Consider the following 16,684-nt stretch of genomic DNA (forward strand, 5'->3'; position numbering starts at 1 on the left):
CCGCCGTTCTGGTTTTCTATCTGGACCCTGAGGGATGCGCGGTCGCCTCTGGCGTTCCCCGAGCAGGCTTGTTAAACGGTCGCCCTCACGCGCGCGGGCGTGGTGAAACTGGTAGACGCGCTGGACTCAAAATCCAGTTCCGCAAGGAGTGTCGGTTCGAGCCCGACCGCCCGCACCAAACCTCCCTATTTCTGAGATCGCTCGCCGTGGCGTCGCTTGTGCCGCGAAGTCGCTCAGCTCGTCCTTGCTGGGACGGGGGCGACTTCGCCCTTGGCTTGTCGCGTAGCGGCGGACTCGTGGTGCTCGTCGGATCGTGTTCCCGGTCATCGGGTTAGGCGTTCATGGCGCAGCCGTGGGGCTAGGGCGTCTAGTGAGCTGGTCGCGTTCAGCGCTGGCGGCCGCCACGCTCAATTGACCCGGATCAAGGCCTGGGCGCGGGTCTCGGCCCATGGTCACCGAGGAGGCGGCTTTGTTCGGCCAATGGAACACGCCGCATGTCGAGAAGAGGCTATGCTGTGGCGTACGATGATCTGTTGGTCTGCTTTAGCAGCTACCCCGAAGCCACCCCGCCAGGCGTGATCAGTGAGGCCGCGCGGGTGACGGCCGCGCTCGGCGCCTCCGTCTGCGCGGTGGCGGGCCACGTCAAGATACCCCTTAAGAGCAATCAGCTGGCCGAGATGCTCCTGCACCTCTCCGATCTGGCGCGAGACGAAGAGGCCAAGAGCCTGCACAATGCGCAATCGGTGATGCAAGGCTTCCAGAGCGCCGCGGAGAGTCATGGTCTGTCGGCGACAACCACGATCATCCACGCTGAGCTTCACACACTCGTCGATCGTCTTACCCAAATGGCGCGCACGCGCAGCCTGACCATTCTCCCCGTCGAGGCGTTCGCATCGGTCCCGGGCGGGCTCGCTGAAGCGCTTATCTTCGGCTCCGGCCGCCCGGTGGTGGTGTTCGCACACGGCCAACGCATGCCAGCCCATCCACGCTTTGAGCGGATCCTCGTCGCTTGGGATGGGGGGCGGGCCGCTGCGCGCGCAGTGGCGGACGCCATGCCGTTGCTGCGTCGCGCGGAGGAAGTGTCCATCCTCGCCGTGATCGGCGATAAGCCCTCCGTGCCGAAGGGCGCGCTTGGCGAACTGGTCCGTCATCTTGCGGCCTGCGGAGTTGCTGCGGTTGCGCAAGAGGTCATGAAGACCGATCCCGACATCGGCCGCGTGATCAACGACCATGCCGTCGCGACCGGTGCTGACCTTCTGGTTATGGGTGCTTTCGGGCACTCCAGGGTTCGGGAATTCGTGCTTGGGGGCGCTACCCAGAGCCTGCTCACCGAAGCGAGCATTCCAGTCTTCATGTCCCACTGATCGGCGGGCCGGGGTTGACGTCCAGGTGGGTCCAGGCCTCGTTCAGGAGGGGCAGCAGGCTCCTGTGAATCCGCGCTAGCGCGACTTCTGCGCTGCAATACTCATAGGCGTCGATCTCTGGGGCCGAGCGCAGTGTTCCCCGGCGATCCATGAACTCGAAGGTGTTGCTGCTGGCCTTGCTCAAGTCGAGATCCGCCTCGGCCATCCAGCAGAATGTCAGACCGCCTCGCGAGCGCTTGACTGGTGAGAGCGGAAGAAAGGGGCCATCGATCTCTAGGCCAGTTTCCTCCCTGAACTCACGCCTGGCGGCCGCCAACGGCTCTTCGTCTGGACCGATATGGCCCTTGGGAAACGACCAGGCGCGGAGGTCCTTCCCGCGCCAGTACGGCCCCCCCGGATGCACCAAGAGGACTTGAGGACCGCCAAGGCGTCGACGGTAGACGAGCAGGCCGGCGCTGCCGGCGCTGTCGGCGTTGGCGTCGCTGGCCCTTTCTGTCGCACTCACGCTGCGGGTCGCCGAAGCGCCTCCTCCATGATCTCTACATCGCTCACAAGGTGGTGCACGTCCTTGGGATGGTAAAGTTCGTGCCGGCGTCTCCTCCGGCGACGCCAATGCGGAACGCTGCCAAATCCGGTCCGCCCGTCGCCATGGCCCACGCCATCGCGCCGAGGAAGCTGTCGCGGCGGCGGCGCGGCGATGCTCTATGAGCCCGCGGCACGTGGCAAGCAGGGCGTAGTCGCTGTCGAGCGCCTCGCATGCCGCGATTGCTTGAGGCGGAGCCGACCTTTGATCGCGATCAAGGGTCGGCGCGCTGGAAGCGCTCAGATTGGTGAAACGCCGGACGGAGCTGCGTCATGAGCATTCGCGATATCCTCGTCCAAGTCGACGAGCGTGAGACGTCGGCGCCGCGATGCGAGCTGGCGGCGGCGCTGGCCCGAGCGTGGGACGCGACACTGACGGGCGTCTATTTGACCACCCCCTATCCAAGCGACGTCTTCGCTGCTGAAAGGTTGGCCTACCTTCCCCGGGCGGCTGCGGACGCGCTAAAGACGCAGCACGACGTGGTCGCCAAGCGCGCCGCCGAGGCGGCTCAACAGGTCCTTCGGCGTGCGGCGGACGCCGCCTCGACCTCTTTCGAGTGGCGTCAGATCGACGGCGGCGGCGATACCGAACTCATCCGTTTGGCGCGCCGCACCGATCTTGTCGTCTTCCCGCCATGCGCGATGACCAGCTTAGGAGGGCGCGTGATCGAGGTCGCCACGCTGGGTTTGGCCTGTGGCGGCCCTGTGCTCATCGCGCCTGAGGCGTGCGCCTGGACTGAGCCGCCCAAACGGATTCTGGTCGCCTGGAAGAACACTCGGGAGGCCGCTCGAGCGTTACACGACGCCTGGCCTTTCCTCAAGACGGCGGAGGAGGTGACGGTGGTGATGGTGCGCCCGACAGGCGAGGAGAGCGCCGCAGCCGCCCTATCCGAGCATTTGAAGCGTCATGGCTGCAACGCGCGGATCATGGTCGAACGTGACGAAGGCCCGTCCGCCGCTGGAATACTACGTCGCCAAGTGGAGGCGCTCGGAGCCGATCTCGTTGTCATGGGGCTCTACGGCCGTCCGCGGGTGAGCGAGTGGGTGCTGGGGGGCGTGAGCCGCGAGTTCCTCGACGACCCGCCTGCGCCATTGCTGGTGTCGCACTGAGATGCGCCAGATGGCGGACTTGCTGATGGTGGCGGGCAATGGCCCGGCCGACGCTTACCACGCAAGATCCCTGGCATTGGCGCGACGCCTCAAGGCGCGGCTCACTGGTGCGTTCGTGCGCCCTGTCTTGCCTCCACCCAGTGGCGTCGAAGGCAGGTGGATGTCGGACGACCTTCTTCGCCAATTGATCACGGCGCAGCGCTCGGCCGCGGAAGACGCCGAGGCGCGAGCGCGCGCCGACCTCATGGAAGCGGCCGGCCAGGCCGGGGTCGAAGCCGACTGGGTCGCGGTTGACGCCTTTGGAGGATTGGTTGAGCGCGCGCGGCTGAGCGATCTGGTGATCGCGCCGGTCGGTGGACTTGCAGGCGGCGGTGACGTGGACTTCGACGTCGGTCGACTGGGGCTGGCCTGCGGCCGGCCGCTAGTGGTGGTATCGCAGAGCGAGCCGGCGAGACCCATCGCCCGTCGCGTCATGATCTGCTGGAATGGGACGCGGGAGAGCGCCAGGGCCTGGCGCGACGCTTGGCCCATCATCCTGGTGGCGGACGAGGTCGCCCTGGCGGTCGTATGTCCCAAGGTCGACTTCGACGACCTGGCGGATCTGAGGTTTCGGCTCTCGCGGTGGGAGCGGCGCGTCGACACCCTCGTCGAAGCCGCAGACGAGGGGCTTGCGGCCGAAGTTCTTCGCCGCCATGCGAGCGATTGGGGATGCGATCTGCTGGTTATGGGACTCTACGGACGATCGCGCCTGTCGGAACAGCTCTTTGGCGGGGTGAGCCGCGAGTTCATCGCCGATCCTCCGTGTCCGCTTCTGGTGTCACACTAGATCGTCAGCCCCTGAGCGTCGGTCCGCCGGTCAGCTCGCGGATGGTCGCGAACAAGGCGTCTGTCAGCAGCGGCTTCTCGACGATCGGTATGGCCAGGTTCGTCGCCCGAATCCTCAGATGCGTCGGCAGGTTGGTGGTGATCAAGACGGACGGCGTCGCGACACCCGATGCGCGCAGCCGCATGATGAGCTCCAAGCCGGTCGTGTCGGCCAGCTTCTGGTCGATCACAAGGCAGGCTGCATGCGCGCCGTGGGCCGCATCGAGCAGCGCCCTTCCGGTCGCGAAGGCGCCGACCTGGTAGCCCTCCAATTCCAGGGCGAACCTCAGGGCGTTGAGGACTTCGCAGTCGTCGTCGGCGATCAGCACAAGGCGAGAGTCGGGCGGGGTGATCATCTCTATCCCCCGAACAGCGGGAACAAGACCACCTTGGAGGATTCGGCGGGCGTCGACTTGATATGGCGCAAGTCCCTCAGAGGCCGGCGGACAGTGCGATCCGCATCAGTTCTGAGAAGTTTCGGGCGCCTGTCTTGGCCATCAGATTAGCCCTATAGATCTCGACGGTTCGGGGACTGATCTCCAGTTCATGGGCGATCACCTTGTTCACCTTGCCGGCGACGACGCCAGCCAGCACGTCCCGTTCACGGGGGGACAGCGCCTCCAAACGGCGTTCCGCGTCGGGTCTGGCGTCGTGAGGATCATGGCCGCGACGAAGGGCCTCCTGCACCGCAGAAATCAGGGTCTCGTTCGCGAAGGGCTTTTCGATGAAGTCGATGACGCCAGCCTTCATCGCCTCGACGGCCAGGCCGATATCTCCATGACCGGTCATAACGATCACAGGCGAAACGACGCCCTCTGACTTGAGTTTGCGAACAAGCTCAAGGCCGGTCATGTCGGGCATACGCACGTCGGTGATGATGCAGTCTGCTCGGCGTCCTACAGCCGAGTTGAGGAAGGCGTTGGCCGATTCGTGCTGCCGAGATTCAAAGCCCTGGACGTCCAGGAGAAATGCAACGGAGTGACGCATCGCTTCATCGTCGTCGATGATGTCGATGACCGGCTTAGCGCTCATCGGACGTCTCCAATTCCGCCAGGGGCAAAGTAAAGCAGAAGGTGGCGCCACCGTCCCCGTTGCTATCGGCCCAGATCCTACCCCCGTGAGCCTCGACGATCGTTCGGCAAATCGACAAGCCGACACCCATGCCTTTGAGCTTGGTGCTGACAAACGGCTGGAAGAGCCGCGCCAGCACCTCTGGATCCACGCCGTTCCCGGTGTCCGCGACCGAAATGCGGGCCGAATGCCGATCATCAGGGTCCGTTGTCACGGAGATGGTCAAGCGGCGAAGGGGGCGGCCGTCCATGGCGTCGATCGCGTTGCGGATCAGGTTCAGGGCCACCTGCTGGACCTGGACCTTGTCGACGACGACTTGGCCGACATTTCGTTCGAAGCGCAGGTCGACCCGCACGCCCTGTTCACGTGAGCCGACGAGGGCGAGGGCGCTGGCCTCTTCCATCAGCCGCACCGGATCCTCGAGCGTATGCTGGGTCTCTCCACGCGCCACGAACTCACGCAGCCGCTTGATGATGTCGCCCGCGCGCAGGGCTTGTTCGTAGGCGCGTTCGAGCGGCTCCTTGAGGCGTTCCGGATCGAGGCCAGGAGAGGAGAGAAGGGTGGCTGACCCCTTCATGTAATTCGCAATGGCCGACAGCGGCTGGTTGAGTTCATGGGCCAGCGAGGAGGCCATTTCCCCCATCGCTGATAGGCGTGAGACATGGACCAGCTCCGATTGCAGTTCCTGCAGGCGGCGCTCCTGAGCCCGGGGCTCGGTCAGGTCCCGGACAAAGCCCGTGAAGAACCGGCTCGCTCCCACCCGCGCTTCGCCCACGGCCAGTTCCATCGGAAAGGTGGAGCCGTCCCGGCGCTCGCCGACGACGATCCGGCCGGTGCCGATAATGCGCCGCTCGCCCGTCGATTTGTAGCGGTCAAGATATCCGTCGTGTTCTTCGCGAAACGGCGCCGGCATCAGCATATTGACGTTGCGCCCGATCGCATCGGACGGCTCCCAGCCGAACAACCGCACCGCCGCGGCGCTGAACGATCGGACAATTCCATCTTCGTCGATGACGATCATGGCCTCCGGCACAGTGTCGAGGATCGATTGAAGGTGCACTTCCCTGGCGCGCGCCGCCTGGCTCTGACGGCGTGTATGGTCGCCGACCGTACCGAGTATGGGCCCGAGCAGGGCGAAGAAGCCTAGGTCGAGAAGGTTGGCGGTGCTCCACGTCGCCTGACGCAGGAAGGCCCAACTGATGGCGATGCTCAGGGTGGTGGCCAGGTAGGCGGGCATACTGCCGCCGATCAAAGCGGCTGCCAGGACAGCCGGCGTGTAGATGATGACCAAGGAGCGATCTGCGAAGTGGGGACTGAGCAGCCACTGCACGACGCCACCAACCGCTGCTCCAGCCACGGCGACCGCAAACCCGACCAAGGCCGTCCGGTCGACGGACCTGTCGCGCCGTAGGGACACTGAACGCCCAACCGGCATAGCAGAGCTCCTGGATCTCCCCAGTCGACAGGGTCAATGCAAGGCATTGATCAAGGAGCGCGCCGACTGCGGTGAGATCGCGCGAATATGGCGCCAAAATATGAGCGTGAAAATGCGAGACCAGAGGGCATTCTGGCCATTCCTATGCGCTGGCGGCGATCGGGCGTTTCTTTGCGTTCGTCCCTGTAGGGCGTTTCCAGGCGGCCGCCGACGTGGGCGGGGGCCCCCAGTTCCGCTCAATGGCTTAGCAAGACGAAGTGGCGATCCTGCTCGAGCAAGCTACGGGTAACGCCACCGAAGGCCCACTCACCGAGCCGCGTATGCCCGTAGCCGCCCGCCACCACGAGGTCGGCCCCGAGCTGAACTGCTCGCGCGAGAATCGCTTCTCCGGTCTTGCCCGAAGGACTTAGGACTTCCGTCCGCGCCGTCACCTGATGGCGGGCCAATGCAGCAGCAATGTCCTCAATCCTGGCCATAGCTGGCCCGGGATCGGCCTCAGACGAACACTCCAGGATCAGGACATCGCAGCTCCGCTGCAAAAGCGGTAGCGCATCTGCGACCGCACGACGTGCCTCGCGGGTATCCTTCCAGGCGACGAGGACGGGTGCGTCACTGAGGTAGCTGCCGCTGGACGGGCAGACCAAGGCCGGACGTCCGGCCTTGATGACCAGAGGGCCGACATCGACTTCGGTGTAGCGATCGGGATGGCTAGAACTCGGACGTCGGACGACGATGAGGTCCCCGCCGCGCGCGGCTGCGGTCAGGGCGACGGTCGGCTCCGCCCAACCTGTTCGCCAAGTCTTCTGCCGATCGCCCGTCGCCGCATCGAACACCTGGCGGGCGGCCTCCATCGCCATGTCGTGCTGCTCGCGCAGGATGGCGAGCCATTGATTATCGACCGCGGCATAGGCTCCGCCTGATCGCCGGACGAAAGGGGGCACGGCTGCCGCTCCAAGGCCGATTACGGTCGCTTGGAACTCGTCGGCCAGACCGGCTGCGCATTGGACGTGTGCGGCAAGGTCTGCTTGCGGCGGCACGTGACATAGAAGGCTCTTGAACGGCATGGGACCTTGCTCTTCAGCTAGGCGGCCACCAGACGCGAAAGCCCCGCTGGCCGAACCACCTGGAAGTTCCTGTAGCCGGCGAACCTGACGAGTCCGTCGGATTGAAGCTGGGTGAGGGTTCGCGAGACCGTTTCGATCGTCAGGCCAAGATAGTCGGCGATATCCTGCCGGCTCATCGCCAACGGCGTAATGTCAGACTTCGCCCGCTTGGCGGCGCTCATCAGGAAGCTCGCGACCCTTTCGCAGGCCCCCCTGCGGCCTAGAATAAAGAGATGCTCTTGGGTGCGAGCGAGCTCATGCGCCGTGGCCGTCCAGATCAAATCCTCCAGCCTCTCACGCTGCTCGCCGCAGTGCCGGACGGCCGAACGTTTGGCCGCCAAGATGGTGCAATCGCCGAGGGCGTCGGCTGAAAAGCTGTGCCTGTCCCCGGGTTCCATTCCGAACAGCTCGCCGGGATAGTAGAAGTCGCCGATCTGCCGTCGGCCGTCGCTGAGCAGGCGGCTGGTTCGGACGGCGCCTTCCAACACCTGATAGATTAGGTCGGCGTCTTCTTCCTGGGCGTATATCTCTTCCTCGGCGGCGAAGTGCATGCGCACGCCGATGGGGCCAAATTCGTCGATGGATCGCGCGGAGGGAAGTTCATTGAACACCTGGCCGGGCATCGTCGGTCTCCCTGTCGATACCCAAATCGGTACGACCGGTGAGCGAACGGCGATATTCGTGGCCGGTGCTTAAGGACCTTCGCTTAAGTAGATCTACGGAGGCTGGGCGGGGCTGCCCTGATCGGCGGCCCGATTGATCGAGGTCAAGACGGTGACATCCGCATCGTGGCGTTCTGATTGCTGGCGATAGGAGAGCAGCCCGATGACAAGATCCAAGTCTCAACGGCTCGCGCACGTTGCAGAAGATATTCTGCAGGACGCGGGGCAGGACCTGCGAGCCGCTGCAGGCCGTTTCGTGGAAGAAGTCGGTGAGGCGGCCTCTGCTGGCGCGATCGGCCTTGCTCATGTCGCCGAGGAGTTCGTCGAGGACGCAGCCGCGTGCTCCCGCGACCTTACAACCATGGCCCGAAGAGAAGCCGCACGGCGGCCTGGGGTCGTCGCTGTGCTGGCGGGCGCCGCCATCGCGCTTGTGAGCCTGGGCCTACTGCGCTGGATCCGTCGCGCTTAGGCCAACCAGAGTGAAGCGCCATGCACAAGGATATGCCAGGGTCTCAGGCGATCAAGCTGACGTTCCACGGAGCAGCCGGATGCGTGACCGGCTTCTGCGCCCTCATTGAAACAGGCGCGGCCAGATTGCTCGTCGACTGCGGGATGTTTCAGGGCTCCAAGACTCTGAAGGCCCTCAACTACGACGCGTTTCCATTCGACGCCGCGACGATCGACGCGGTTCTGCTGACTCACGCGCATATCGATCACTCGGGGCTGCTTCCCAAGCTGATGAAGGCCGGCTTCGCGGGGCCGATCTATGCGACGGCCGGGACCCGCGATCTCTGCGCCGTGATGTTGCCGGACGCCGGGGGCATCCAGGAGAGTGAGGTGCGGCACCTCAATCGCCGCAACCAGCGACGCGGCCGACCGGCGGTCGAGCCGATCTATACCGAGCGCGACGCGGTCAAGACGCTCGAACTCTTCGAGCGAGTAAAGCTGGGCGAGGAGACCCCGATCCGGCCCGGGGTCAGCGCGACCTACTGGGAGGCGGGGCATATATTGGGTTCAGCTTCCATCGAACTGAAGGTCGAAACCGCTGACGGGCCGGTATCGCTGCTGTTCTCCGGCGACCTTGGGCCGGGGGGGCGCGACTATTCTCCAGATCCGGAAGGCCCCAGCGGGGTGGACCATCTGATCGTGGAATCCACCTACGGTGACCGCCGCCGGCCAATGATCGATCCTGCCGAGCGGCGTCGCGTCCTGGCCCAAGAACTTGCGGCGGCGCACGCCGCTGGCGGCCCTCTGTTGATCCCTGCGTTCGCTGTCGAGCGATCGCAGGAACTCCTCGCCGATATCCTGACGATCATGAAGGAAGGCCGGGCGCCCGAGGCTGACATCTTCCTGGACTCGCCTTTGGCGATCGAAGCGACCGAGGTGTTTCGCCATCGCGGCTGGAACCGCTCAACCGGGGTCAATCCGTTCGAAGGCCTTTATGCGCGCGACAGGCTCAAGTTTCTTCGCGCGCCTGATGAAAGCGACGGCCTCGATCGGCTGGCAGGCTGGCATATCATTCTCGCCGCGAGCGGCATGTGCGACGCTGGCCGGGTGCGCAAGCATCTCAAGCGTCTCTTGTGGCGTAAACAGGCGACGGTGCTGCTGGCCGGATACCAGGCTGTCGGCACTCTTGGGAGATTTCTGCAGGAGGGTGCTGCGCGGGTGCGCATCGAGGGCGAGGATGTTCGAGTCCAGGCCCGTATCCGGTCGCTCGACATCTATTCGGCGCATGCCGACGCCGATGGTTTGGTTGGTTGGGTGAAGGCCCGCGGCCCTGTCAAGGGTACGACCTTTCTGGCTCACGGCGAGCCCGACGCCCTGCATGGCCTGAGGTCGCGTTTGACTGCGGAGGGGCTTGTTCCGCAATCCCTTGTCATCCCCGATCTGGACGAAAGCTTCGTCTTGAGGGGAGGGGCTGTGAGCAGCGAGGCCGGGCAGCAACCCCGCTTGCCGGCGACGGCTGTCGCCGCGCTGGATTGGCACAATGAACGTGCGGCGCTCCTCTTGGAATTCGACGCCCTGCTCGACGGGGCGCGTTCCGACGCCGCAAGGGCCGCGCTGATCGATCACATGCGTGCGGCGCTCGGTGAAATCCAGGACAGGCGTAGGCGTGGCGCTTCTCTCCCTGCCACGTGACGGGGAGAGCTGTGTCGCAGGTCCACAAGCTGCTGTTCCTGATCGCCTCCAGGGGGCGACGGAGACTTGTGCTGCCGGCGTCAGATGGCCGGTATGCAACGTGTGGGCCTGCGGGCCCCGAGATCGCGGTCCAGCAGCTGGTGCAAGAGGCCCGGCGCATCGTGGCCGAACACCATCTGGAAGGGCTTGTCATCGTCGCGCCTGGAGATGAACTCGACACGCTGCGGGACGAGCTTGAAGCGCATTTGGTTCTCGTCGGCGCCCTTGCCGAGGATCTCTATGACATGTCGGACGATGAGCTGGGACACGTCCTCGACAAGGCGATTCACGCCCCCTGGCCCGAGAGATGAGCTCAGAGGCTAGGCCAGACCAGTGACTTGACCGAAGTCAAAACCCGTCGGGCCGCGCCATCTATCGTGACCCTCGGAGGTGATCGAACCCTTCGGCTGACTGACGAGATGGCGATGATGGACCAACCAACTTCGTGCGACGATTGCCGGCTGTGGCGAGAAGCTGATCACCGTATCGCCAATCACCTGGCCATGCTGGCCGCCTTCGTGCGCCTCAAGGAACTGGAGATCGACCGCGAAAGGGTCACGCCCGAAGCAGTGCACCTGCTGTTGGAGGCCATCAGGACCCAGACCGACGCGGTCGCCAGCCTACACCGAATGCTGAGCGATCAGGGCGCCGAGGCCACCGCAGACCTTGCCCGCCACTTGCAGGCGACCTGTACGCCGCTCGGCGCCCTGCTGGCCGGCCGCGTAGAGATCGGGGTCGAGTGCCCACCCAACTGTCGTGTGACCCCCGACAAGGTGCTTCCCATCACCCAGATCGTGTCGGAGGCCGTCACCAACGCCGTGAAGTATGCCTATCGAGACGGTCGTGCAGGAAAGATCCACGTGCGCGGCCGCCAGGACGGGGCGTCGATGGTCGTCGAGATCGCCGATGAGGGGCCGGGTTTGAAGAACGGGCTGGACCCGCGTTCCGGCGGCGGGCTCGGGCTGAGATTGATGCGCGCACTCAGCAAGCAGCTTGGCGGCGAACTGGAGTTCGTTTCGAAGAGTTCCGGGCTGGTCGTACGGGTGACGTTCCCAGCGGGGCTGAACAGCAACGGTGCGCAGGCGCCGCGTCACGAGTTGAAAGTTGGCGGCGGGAAAGGGGGCCGTCCGTGACGGCCTCCTTTGCCTCGTCCTGCTATCCGACCCTCAGGTGATCGACGACCATCTGAACGCCCGCCGCCGACCAGGCCGCCCGCTCGATGGCCTCGCGTTCGCTCCACGAGTGAACCTTTCCATCAAGCGTCACCCTTCCTTCGACAACTGAAACCCTGCCCAGCCTCCACATCGGCTAATCGCACTAGGGCTGTCGATGACCCTGCGTCTCTGGCTGATCGCTGGGCGGCCCTAGCATCGACGCTGTCGAGGCGGCCGTTTCAGCGACTTTCTTCGAGTTCGAAGGTGATTTTGGCGTTGATCCGGTAGCGGACGATCTGGTCGTCGGCGACCTGCGCCTCAAAGTTCTCGACATAAATCGAGCGGACATTGCGCAGCGTCCGACTGGCCTCCTCGACGGCGGAACGAGCAGCAGCTTCCCAGCTGGTTTCGGATTCTGCGAGGACCTCAATGACTTTCAGCATGGCGATATCTCCAGCCACAGGTTCGTGGCGCTCTCATTCTGAGGCAGGCCCCAGGGAGGGAGTTGATGCAGGTCAAGCGGCGGCCAAGCGTCAGGCCGCGGGACGAGCGTGTCAGCGCGGTGGGAGCCTGGCGGTGGGAACGTCGCCGATCCACTGCTCCAGGCGCTCGACTGGTGTCTTGGTGAGGTCCTTGCCAAGTGTTCCGGCTAGAGAGGCCTTGTCGCGAAGTCGAGCTTCGAGCGGGCCGATCAATCGGGCTGGCGCGGCTATGAAGATGCCGGAAAATCGCTCGCGACGGCAGGTCGCGGCGGCGTGCTCGGCGACCCGATCAAGGAAGCTCTCCTTGGCCGCGCGGAGCGCGTCGCCGCCTTCGATCGCCGAACGTCGAGGGGTTGTGCTTGATTGCGTTCGCGGAAGCGTTCGCGAGCGAACCTTCTCGCGCACCGCATCGAGATCCTTGAGCGCTCTCAACTCGTCGAAGGCCTCAAAGTGACCGGTGGCTTGCGACTTCCTGACGAAGCGTGCGCGGCCGCCGTCGGTCAGGACGAACAAAAGCTGCGATGGAGTTCTCATGTGTAATTCTCCTGCCGCCGGGCGGCTGGATCATGGCAGCAGGACCGGGCGGAGCCCTTTCGGAAGCATCCGAGCCAATTTGCTGACCTCGCCCGGGTCCAACTGTTGTCGTAGGACTGCGAAGACGGCCTGCGCCACATCCTGTCCGGCGCGTGGGAAGCCTTTAGGAAGCCGCGTTTCGACCTGATCGGCGAAGTCCGCGAGGTCGTGGATGTCGAGCGCGAGTTCTGGCTTCCATCCCTCTAGGAAGAAGCCGCGCACAAGCATCGGCAACTGCGCGGACAGCCCCAGCACTGCATCCTGGGGGAGCCGGTCGCGCAGGACGTGCAGCACCGTGCGCAGAGCTTGATAGGCGTCCTGCTTTCCGCAAGGAGGCAAACGCGCCTCTATCTGGTTCAGCCAGGCATTGGTTTCCTGCACGGTGGTGTCGAACACGGCAAGTCCGGTGGTCATCGACGTATCTCCCCGCTCAACCCAGAGGAACAGCCTATGTGGTCGGCCGGATCTCGATCGTCCGCGGCTTGGCCTGATCGCTCCGCGGCGCCTTGAGCGTCAGCACGCCGTCGCGCATGGACGCCTCGATCTTGTCCGCCGAGACGCTGCTAGGGAGTGCGATGCTGCGGGTAAAGGCGCCATAGCTGCGCTCGCTAACGCGATAGTCGGCCTGGTTGGTTTCCCTCTCAGTCTTCTTCTCGCCGCTGATCGTAAGGATGTGGTCCTCGACCGCGATTTTCACATCTTTCCTGTCGATCCCCGGAAGCTCGACGGTGATCTCCAGCCCCCATCGGTGTCCCGGACATCCATTCGCGGACCGTCTCCCCAACCCTCGCCGAGCCTCTCGAAAAGGCGATCAAACTCACGCTGGATGGGCGCAAGGACGCTGATTGCGGAACGGTGCGTGGCGGGCGGGGTCTTGGCTGGCGTTTGAGCGGTCATCTGCGTCTCCCTTGGCTTTGGCCAACTCGTAAAGCCAGCACACCACGGGGCCAGACCCGCGGAGTTGACGCCGATCAATCGTCGACTTGCGCCGGCCTTGCCGAGGGATTGAGCAGGCTCAAACTTGGCTCGCGGCGCCCTGGATAGGGTTCCCGCAAAGGAGCGTGACATGAGCGAAAAACTGACGGATGACGTGCTCGAACTGCTGGAAGGGTGCCGCGACATGACGCTTGCGAGCCTGCTGCCGGACGGCGGGCCGCACGCCGTTGTGGTCAGCTACGCCTCAAGCGGCCTCTCACTTTACTTCGGCTGCGATCCATCATCTCAGAAGGCGGTGAACATTGCGCGAGATCCGCGCGTCGCCATTACGATCACCTCGCCCTACTCGGATTGGTCTCAGATCCGCGGCCTGGCCATTTCCGGCCGTGCGAAGCGCCTCAATGGTGAAGCCGCGGAGAGAGCCGCTGAGTGTTTCATGAAGAAGTTTGACGAGATCGCCCAGTACATCACGACCGGGACCGACATCGCGCTGTTCCAGATCGTGATCCAGCGCGTGAGCCTGCTCGACTACCGACGCGGGTTTGGCCACGTCGCCTACGGTCGGGCTTTGTCTCGTCAGGACGGAAGACTGACCTGGGACAATGCCGCTGCGTCCGCCTAGCGGGCCATGTCCGCCTTGTTATGGGAGTTCAGTCCGTTCCACGCCAAAGCGAAGAGAGCGCCAGCGATAAATCCAAGCAGCGCCGTCACGCCCACCAGGGCGCCGGCGGTGGCCCAGTCAAAGCGCGCGACCCGGAGCGGCAGGTCGATGAAGTGCAGTTTCAAGATGTAGTCTAGAAAACTCTGGCCCATGCCTAGCATGACCAGAAGCGCCCAAAGTGCGTGCCAGCCTCCGACAGCGGCTCCTACCGCCAACCCAGTCTTCGTGACGCTGAGAAAGGGCATGATGAAGCTCCTTCGAGGACCTGCTGCGCGGTAGTTTGGAGCGGGATGTAGCCATTGAGGCTGCTACCCAGGATCGTCAGGTCGTCACAGGTTCCAGGCGCCAGTCCTCAATCACTCGCATCAAACGGCGGGCGCCCGGCGGCTTCGTATAGTCGACGAGGGATATGATCTCCGGCCTGGCTTCCATGATGGCGACAAGCGGCGAGCTTGGATGAGGTGCGAAGGCCGTAGATTTGGATCGCGCCTGCATGGCGCGGTTCAATTGCTTGATCCGTTCGCCGTCCCGAACTTCCATCGCTCTAGCCGCAATCGACAGGCCGCGCGGGGTTTGACTCCCGCCAAGCGCGATGGAAACGCGGGGATCACGGTCGATATTCGCGAACTTTTGACTGTCGCGCGAGACTACGAAGTACAGCGCGTGGTCAAGCCGGAGATAGTTGACCTGCGTTACGTGCGGCCAGCCGTCGCTCCGGACCGTCCCGATCGACATGATCCGGTTTTCGTCCAGTATTTCGAGGCACATGGCGCGAGGGTCGAGGCCGCCGACGGAGTCAGGTGCGATGGACGTGGTCTGTCTTGAGGGCGTCATCGGAGGCCTCGCTGTGGTGGGTTCCATCACTACGACCGTTGAACCACCAACGAGGCGCATTGGTTCTTGGGCCACGCCTCATTGGCAGATCGGCGCTCAGCTCTTGGAGGGCGGAGGCGGGCGGAGCGCCGCCTCGGCCGTCTCAAGCGCCTTCTTGGCCTCGGCGGCGTTCTGCTTCGCCGCCGCGGCATGGCCGGCGAAGCAGATCGGCAGCGCTGCTGCGACGAGGGTCAAGCGAAGCGACATGATTACCTCCTGAGGGATTGAGCCCGCGGAGCATGGCTTGCAGGAGGGCGAGTGCTTTGCGCCGGATCAAATCAAGACGCCGCGACCTCCCGCACGACCGCAACGCCCGCGGCTTGACCTGGGTCAAGTCGGGCCGTCGACGCCGCGCTAGGCTGCACCCAACGGAGGCGCACATGGACTATCGCGATATCCTCATACTGATGGATTCGACCCCCGGGGGATCTTACCGCGCCAAGTTCGGCGCAGATCTCGCTCGCCGCTGGAAGGCGCATCTAACAGGGGTCTTTCTCACCAGCGAATTCCTGCTGCAGTTCGGTGCGGGTGAGTCACTCTATGGTCTGCCCCCGGACGACATCGATTGGCTCTTGAGGGACCACGCCAAAGGCGTGGAGGAGGCCAGCGAGGTCGCAAAGCAGATGTTCCGAGACGGGGTCGGCGAGGGCAACGTCGGGTTCGATTTCATGAAAGTCAGCGGCGACCACCCCGACGCCTTCATCGCATGCGCTCGTAGAGCCGATCTCGTGGTCATGCCTGCCCGAATGCCGGTCTACATGGGGCAGAAGCATGTGTCGGCGGCGGACGTTGCGATGGCTAGCGGTGGGCCAGTCCTGGTGACGCCGACCGACGACTACGCCCCGCCCGTCGGCAAACGCGTGCTTGTCGCCTGGAATGGTTCGCGGGAAGCCGCGCGTGCGCTTCGCGATGGGTGGCCATTCATCCGGGGCGCTGACGAAATTCACGTCCTGATGGTCTCGCCCTCCGGAGCAGACGAGACCGATGGAATGCTGCTGCGCTTGCTCGAGCGTCACGGCGTCAGACCCAATCTCATCGTCGACAGCAGCAAGGACGAACACGCAGCGGATGTCATCGTGCGGCAGATGGCCGAACTCGACATCGACCTCTTGATCGCCGGCCTGTACGGCCATCCCAGGCTGCAGGAATGGGTGTTGGGCGGCGTCAGCCGTCAGCTCTTGCACGACGTGCCCGCGCCGCTTCTTCTTTCCCATTGAAGCGCGGCGGCGCGAGCAGCGAGGGCTCACAAACGCGAAATAGCCGCCTGAAGCTTGCCGCCCACCGCCGCAGCTACGCCGCGCAGATCGGGATTGTCGATGGCGCCCATCGAGGCGATCGGATTGACGGCCGCTACTTCAACGTCCTGACCGTTTGGCAGAAGCTGGACCACGACGTTGCATGGCAACATGGTCCCGACCTTATCCTCCAGCAGCAGGGCCTGGTGCGCCATGGCGGGGTTGCATGCCCCGAGGATGAGATACGGCCGGAAATCGACGCCGAGTTTGGCCTTCAGCGTCGCCTGGACATCGATCTCGCTGATAACGCCGAAACCTTCGGCGGCGAGCGCGCGCCGGGTTGCCGCCACGACGTCCACGAAGTCGCCCGCCACCGACTTGGCGAAATAGTACATGTGTCG

The 16,684-nt window shown here is 64.4% G+C and carries 24 protein-coding genes and 1 tRNA gene; 10 read left to right on the top strand and 15 right to left on the bottom strand.

Translation table 11 applies throughout. The features are described 5' to 3' along the window. The first annotated feature begins 93 nt into the window (after window positions 1-93). A tRNA-Leu gene (locus tag OUA97_RS04945) sits at window positions 94-178 on the top strand. Window positions 179-515: 337 nt separating this feature from the next. Next, window positions 516-1,364: a universal stress protein gene (locus OUA97_RS04950; RefSeq protein WP_267230707.1), complete on the top strand. Its 849-nt coding sequence runs from the start codon at window positions 516-518 to the stop codon at window positions 1,362-1,364. Here the strand turns inward: OUA97_RS04950 and OUA97_RS04955 are convergent. Next, a complete protein-coding gene (locus tag OUA97_RS04955) occupies window positions 1,351-1,869 on the bottom strand; it encodes an NUDIX domain-containing protein (protein WP_267230708.1) in 519 nt (172 codons plus the stop codon). The two genes, OUA97_RS04950 and OUA97_RS04955, sit on opposite strands and share 14 nt — an antisense overlap. Window positions 1,870-2,219: 350 nt before the next feature. Between OUA97_RS04955 and OUA97_RS04960 the strand changes: the two genes are divergently transcribed. Further along, window positions 2,220-3,056, top strand: coding sequence for a universal stress protein (locus OUA97_RS04960; RefSeq protein ID WP_267230709.1), 837 nt, complete (start codon window positions 2,220-2,222; stop codon window positions 3,054-3,056). A 10-nt stretch (window positions 3,057-3,066) separates the two neighbouring features. Further along, on the top strand, window positions 3,067-3,882 hold the full coding sequence (locus OUA97_RS04965; protein ID WP_267230710.1) for a universal stress protein: 816 nt from the start codon (window positions 3,067-3,069) through the stop codon (window positions 3,880-3,882). Window positions 3,883-3,886: 4 nt separating this feature from the next. On the opposite strand, the gene OUA97_RS04970 is transcribed toward OUA97_RS04965, so the two are convergent. From OUA97_RS04970 to OUA97_RS04990, 5 genes are all read right to left on the bottom strand, one after another. Further along, a complete protein-coding gene (locus tag OUA97_RS04970; RefSeq protein WP_267230711.1) occupies window positions 3,887-4,276 on the bottom strand; it encodes a response regulator in 390 nt (129 codons plus the stop codon). Between the two features lie 76 nt (window positions 4,277-4,352). After that, window positions 4,353-4,952 carry a response regulator FixJ gene (gene fixJ, locus OUA97_RS04975; RefSeq protein ID WP_267230712.1) on the bottom strand — a complete coding sequence of 200 codons (600 nt, stop codon included), beginning with the start codon at window positions 4,950-4,952 and terminating at the stop codon, window positions 4,353-4,355. Then, the gene (locus OUA97_RS04980) at window positions 4,942-6,426 is read right to left on the bottom strand and encodes a sensor histidine kinase (RefSeq protein WP_416362410.1); all 1,485 of its coding nucleotides are present in this window, start codon (window positions 6,424-6,426) and stop codon (window positions 4,942-4,944) included. The genes fixJ and OUA97_RS04980 overlap by 11 nt, the downstream gene beginning before the upstream one ends. A gap of 236 nt (window positions 6,427-6,662) precedes the next feature. Further along, a complete protein-coding gene (locus OUA97_RS04985) occupies window positions 6,663-7,490 on the bottom strand; it encodes a universal stress protein (protein WP_267230713.1) in 828 nt (275 codons plus the stop codon). Between the two features lie 17 nt (window positions 7,491-7,507). Next, the gene (locus OUA97_RS04990; RefSeq protein WP_267230714.1) at window positions 7,508-8,152 is read right to left on the bottom strand and encodes a helix-turn-helix domain-containing protein; all 645 of its coding nucleotides are present in this window, start codon (window positions 8,150-8,152) and stop codon (window positions 7,508-7,510) included. A 202-nt stretch (window positions 8,153-8,354) separates the two neighbouring features. Here OUA97_RS04990 and OUA97_RS04995 point away from each other — a divergent pair, with 202 nt between their 5' ends. Genes OUA97_RS04995 through OUA97_RS05010 form a run of 4 tightly spaced genes read left to right on the top strand, consistent with a single transcriptional unit; the run spans window position 8,355 to window position 11,502 of the window. Beyond that, window positions 8,355-8,660, top strand: coding sequence for a hypothetical protein (locus tag OUA97_RS04995; RefSeq protein WP_267230715.1), 306 nt, complete (start codon window positions 8,355-8,357; stop codon window positions 8,658-8,660). Window positions 8,661-8,680: 20 nt separating this feature from the next. Next, a complete protein-coding gene (locus OUA97_RS05000) occupies window positions 8,681-10,330 on the top strand; it encodes an MBL fold metallo-hydrolase (protein ID WP_267230716.1) in 1,650 nt (549 codons plus the stop codon). 11 nt (window positions 10,331-10,341) lie between these two features. Next, a complete protein-coding gene (locus OUA97_RS05005; protein WP_267230717.1) occupies window positions 10,342-10,680 on the top strand; it encodes a host attachment protein in 339 nt (112 codons plus the stop codon). A 27-nt stretch (window positions 10,681-10,707) separates the two neighbouring features. Next, window positions 10,708-11,502, top strand: a complete 795-nt coding sequence (locus OUA97_RS05010) for a sensor histidine kinase (protein ID WP_267230718.1) — start codon at window positions 10,708-10,710, stop codon at window positions 11,500-11,502. Window positions 11,503-11,524: 22 nt separating this feature from the next. Here the strand turns inward: OUA97_RS05010 and OUA97_RS23405 are convergent, their stop codons facing one another. The 5 genes from OUA97_RS23405 to OUA97_RS05030 form a co-directional block, all read right to left on the bottom strand. After that, window positions 11,525-11,674, bottom strand: a complete 150-nt coding sequence (locus tag OUA97_RS23405; protein ID WP_416362411.1) for a BON domain-containing protein — start codon at window positions 11,672-11,674, stop codon at window positions 11,525-11,527. A gap of 88 nt (window positions 11,675-11,762) precedes the next feature. Beyond that, window positions 11,763-11,966: a dodecin family protein gene (locus OUA97_RS05015; protein ID WP_267230719.1), complete on the bottom strand. Its 204-nt coding sequence runs from the start codon at window positions 11,964-11,966 to the stop codon at window positions 11,763-11,765. A 111-nt stretch (window positions 11,967-12,077) separates the two neighbouring features. Continuing rightward, window positions 12,078-12,539: a host attachment protein gene (locus OUA97_RS05020; RefSeq protein WP_267230720.1), complete on the bottom strand. Its 462-nt coding sequence runs from the start codon at window positions 12,537-12,539 to the stop codon at window positions 12,078-12,080. Window positions 12,540-12,569: 30 nt separating this feature from the next. Next, window positions 12,570-12,992, bottom strand: coding sequence for a DUF2267 domain-containing protein (locus OUA97_RS05025; RefSeq protein ID WP_267230721.1), 423 nt, complete (start codon window positions 12,990-12,992; stop codon window positions 12,570-12,572). A gap of 34 nt (window positions 12,993-13,026) precedes the next feature. Beyond that, a complete protein-coding gene (locus OUA97_RS05030) occupies window positions 13,027-13,275 on the bottom strand; it encodes an Hsp20/alpha crystallin family protein (RefSeq protein ID WP_267230722.1) in 249 nt (82 codons plus the stop codon). Between the two features lie 369 nt (window positions 13,276-13,644). On the opposite strand from OUA97_RS05030, the gene OUA97_RS05035 reads away from it, so the two are divergent. After that, window positions 13,645-14,136 (top strand): pyridoxamine 5'-phosphate oxidase family protein, encoded by a 492-nt coding sequence (locus OUA97_RS05035; RefSeq protein WP_267230723.1) that lies wholly within the window; start codon window positions 13,645-13,647, stop codon window positions 14,134-14,136. On the opposite strand, the gene OUA97_RS05040 is transcribed toward OUA97_RS05035, so the two are convergent. The 3 genes from OUA97_RS05040 to OUA97_RS05050 all read right to left on the bottom strand — a co-directional run bounded on the left by OUA97_RS05040 (window position 14,133) and on the right by OUA97_RS05050 (window position 15,255). Further along, complete coding sequence (locus OUA97_RS05040) at window positions 14,133-14,420, bottom strand: hypothetical protein (protein ID WP_267230724.1); 288 nt, start codon at window positions 14,418-14,420, stop codon at window positions 14,133-14,135. The genes OUA97_RS05035 and OUA97_RS05040 overlap by 4 nt on opposite strands. A 76-nt stretch (window positions 14,421-14,496) precedes the next feature. Further along, window positions 14,497-15,009, bottom strand: a complete 513-nt coding sequence (locus OUA97_RS05045) for a pyridoxamine 5'-phosphate oxidase family protein (RefSeq protein ID WP_267230725.1) — start codon at window positions 15,007-15,009, stop codon at window positions 14,497-14,499. Window positions 15,010-15,105: 96 nt separating this feature from the next. Next, window positions 15,106-15,255: a hypothetical protein gene (locus tag OUA97_RS05050; protein WP_267230726.1), complete on the bottom strand. Its 150-nt coding sequence runs from the start codon at window positions 15,253-15,255 to the stop codon at window positions 15,106-15,108. Window positions 15,256-15,428: 173 nt separating this feature from the next. Here OUA97_RS05050 and OUA97_RS05055 point away from each other — a divergent pair, with 173 nt between their 5' ends. Further along, window positions 15,429-16,265, top strand: a complete 837-nt coding sequence (locus OUA97_RS05055) for a universal stress protein (protein WP_267230727.1) — start codon at window positions 15,429-15,431, stop codon at window positions 16,263-16,265. A gap of 26 nt (window positions 16,266-16,291) precedes the next feature. Here OUA97_RS05055 and OUA97_RS05060 read toward each other — a convergent pair whose 3' ends face one another. Then, window positions 16,292-16,678: a DUF302 domain-containing protein gene (locus OUA97_RS05060; RefSeq protein WP_267230728.1), complete on the bottom strand. Its 387-nt coding sequence runs from the start codon at window positions 16,676-16,678 to the stop codon at window positions 16,292-16,294. Between the last annotated feature and the right edge of the window lie 6 nt (window positions 16,679-16,684).

This window comes from Phenylobacterium sp. 58.2.17 (assembly GCF_026411515.1).
GTDB lineage: Bacteria > Pseudomonadota > Alphaproteobacteria > Caulobacterales > Caulobacteraceae > Phenylobacterium.

Coding starts and splice junctions, on each gene's coding strand:
- OUA97_RS23405 (WP_416362411.1), bottom strand. CDS start 11,674: ATGTGGAGGCTGGGCAGGGTTTCAGTTGTCGAAGGAAGGGTGACGCTT.
- OUA97_RS05025 (WP_267230721.1), bottom strand. CDS start 12,992: ATGACCACCGGACTTGCCGTGTTCGACACCACCGTGCAGGAAACCAAT.
- OUA97_RS04985 (WP_267230713.1), bottom strand. CDS start 7,490: ATGCCGTTCAAGAGCCTTCTATGTCACGTGCCGCCGCAAGCAGACCTT.
- OUA97_RS05000 (WP_267230716.1), top strand. CDS start 8,681: ATGCACAAGGATATGCCAGGGTCTCAGGCGATCAAGCTGACGTTCCAC.
- OUA97_RS05015 (WP_267230719.1), bottom strand. CDS start 11,966: ATGCTGAAAGTCATTGAGGTCCTCGCAGAATCCGAAACCAGCTGGGAA.
- fixJ (WP_267230712.1), bottom strand. CDS start 4,952: ATGAGCGCTAAGCCGGTCATCGACATCATCGACGACGATGAAGCGATG.
- OUA97_RS04995 (WP_267230715.1), top strand. CDS start 8,355: ATGACAAGATCCAAGTCTCAACGGCTCGCGCACGTTGCAGAAGATATT.
- OUA97_RS04970 (WP_267230711.1), bottom strand. CDS start 4,276: ATGATCACCCCGCCCGACTCTCGCCTTGTGCTGATCGCCGACGACGAC.
- OUA97_RS05020 (WP_267230720.1), bottom strand. CDS start 12,539: ATGAGAACTCCATCGCAGCTTTTGTTCGTCCTGACCGACGGCGGCCGC.
- OUA97_RS04960 (WP_267230709.1), top strand. CDS start 2,220: ATGAGCATTCGCGATATCCTCGTCCAAGTCGACGAGCGTGAGACGTCG.
- OUA97_RS05040 (WP_267230724.1), bottom strand. CDS start 14,420: ATGCCCTTTCTCAGCGTCACGAAGACTGGGTTGGCGGTAGGAGCCGCT.
- OUA97_RS05055 (WP_267230727.1), top strand. CDS start 15,429: ATGGACTATCGCGATATCCTCATACTGATGGATTCGACCCCCGGGGGA.
- OUA97_RS05045 (WP_267230725.1), bottom strand. CDS start 15,009: ATGACGCCCTCAAGACAGACCACGTCCATCGCACCTGACTCCGTCGGC.
- OUA97_RS04980 (WP_416362410.1), bottom strand. CDS start 6,426: ATGCCGGTTGGGCGTTCAGTGTCCCTACGGCGCGACAGGTCCGTCGAC.
- OUA97_RS04990 (WP_267230714.1), bottom strand. CDS start 8,152: ATGCCCGGCCAGGTGTTCAATGAACTTCCCTCCGCGCGATCCATCGAC.
- OUA97_RS05060 (WP_267230728.1), bottom strand. CDS start 16,678: ATGTACTATTTCGCCAAGTCGGTGGCGGGCGACTTCGTGGACGTCGTG.
- OUA97_RS04965 (WP_267230710.1), top strand. CDS start 3,067: ATGGCGGACTTGCTGATGGTGGCGGGCAATGGCCCGGCCGACGCTTAC.
- OUA97_RS05035 (WP_267230723.1), top strand. CDS start 13,645: ATGAGCGAAAAACTGACGGATGACGTGCTCGAACTGCTGGAAGGGTGC.
- OUA97_RS05050 (WP_267230726.1), bottom strand. CDS start 15,255: ATGTCGCTTCGCTTGACCCTCGTCGCAGCAGCGCTGCCGATCTGCTTC.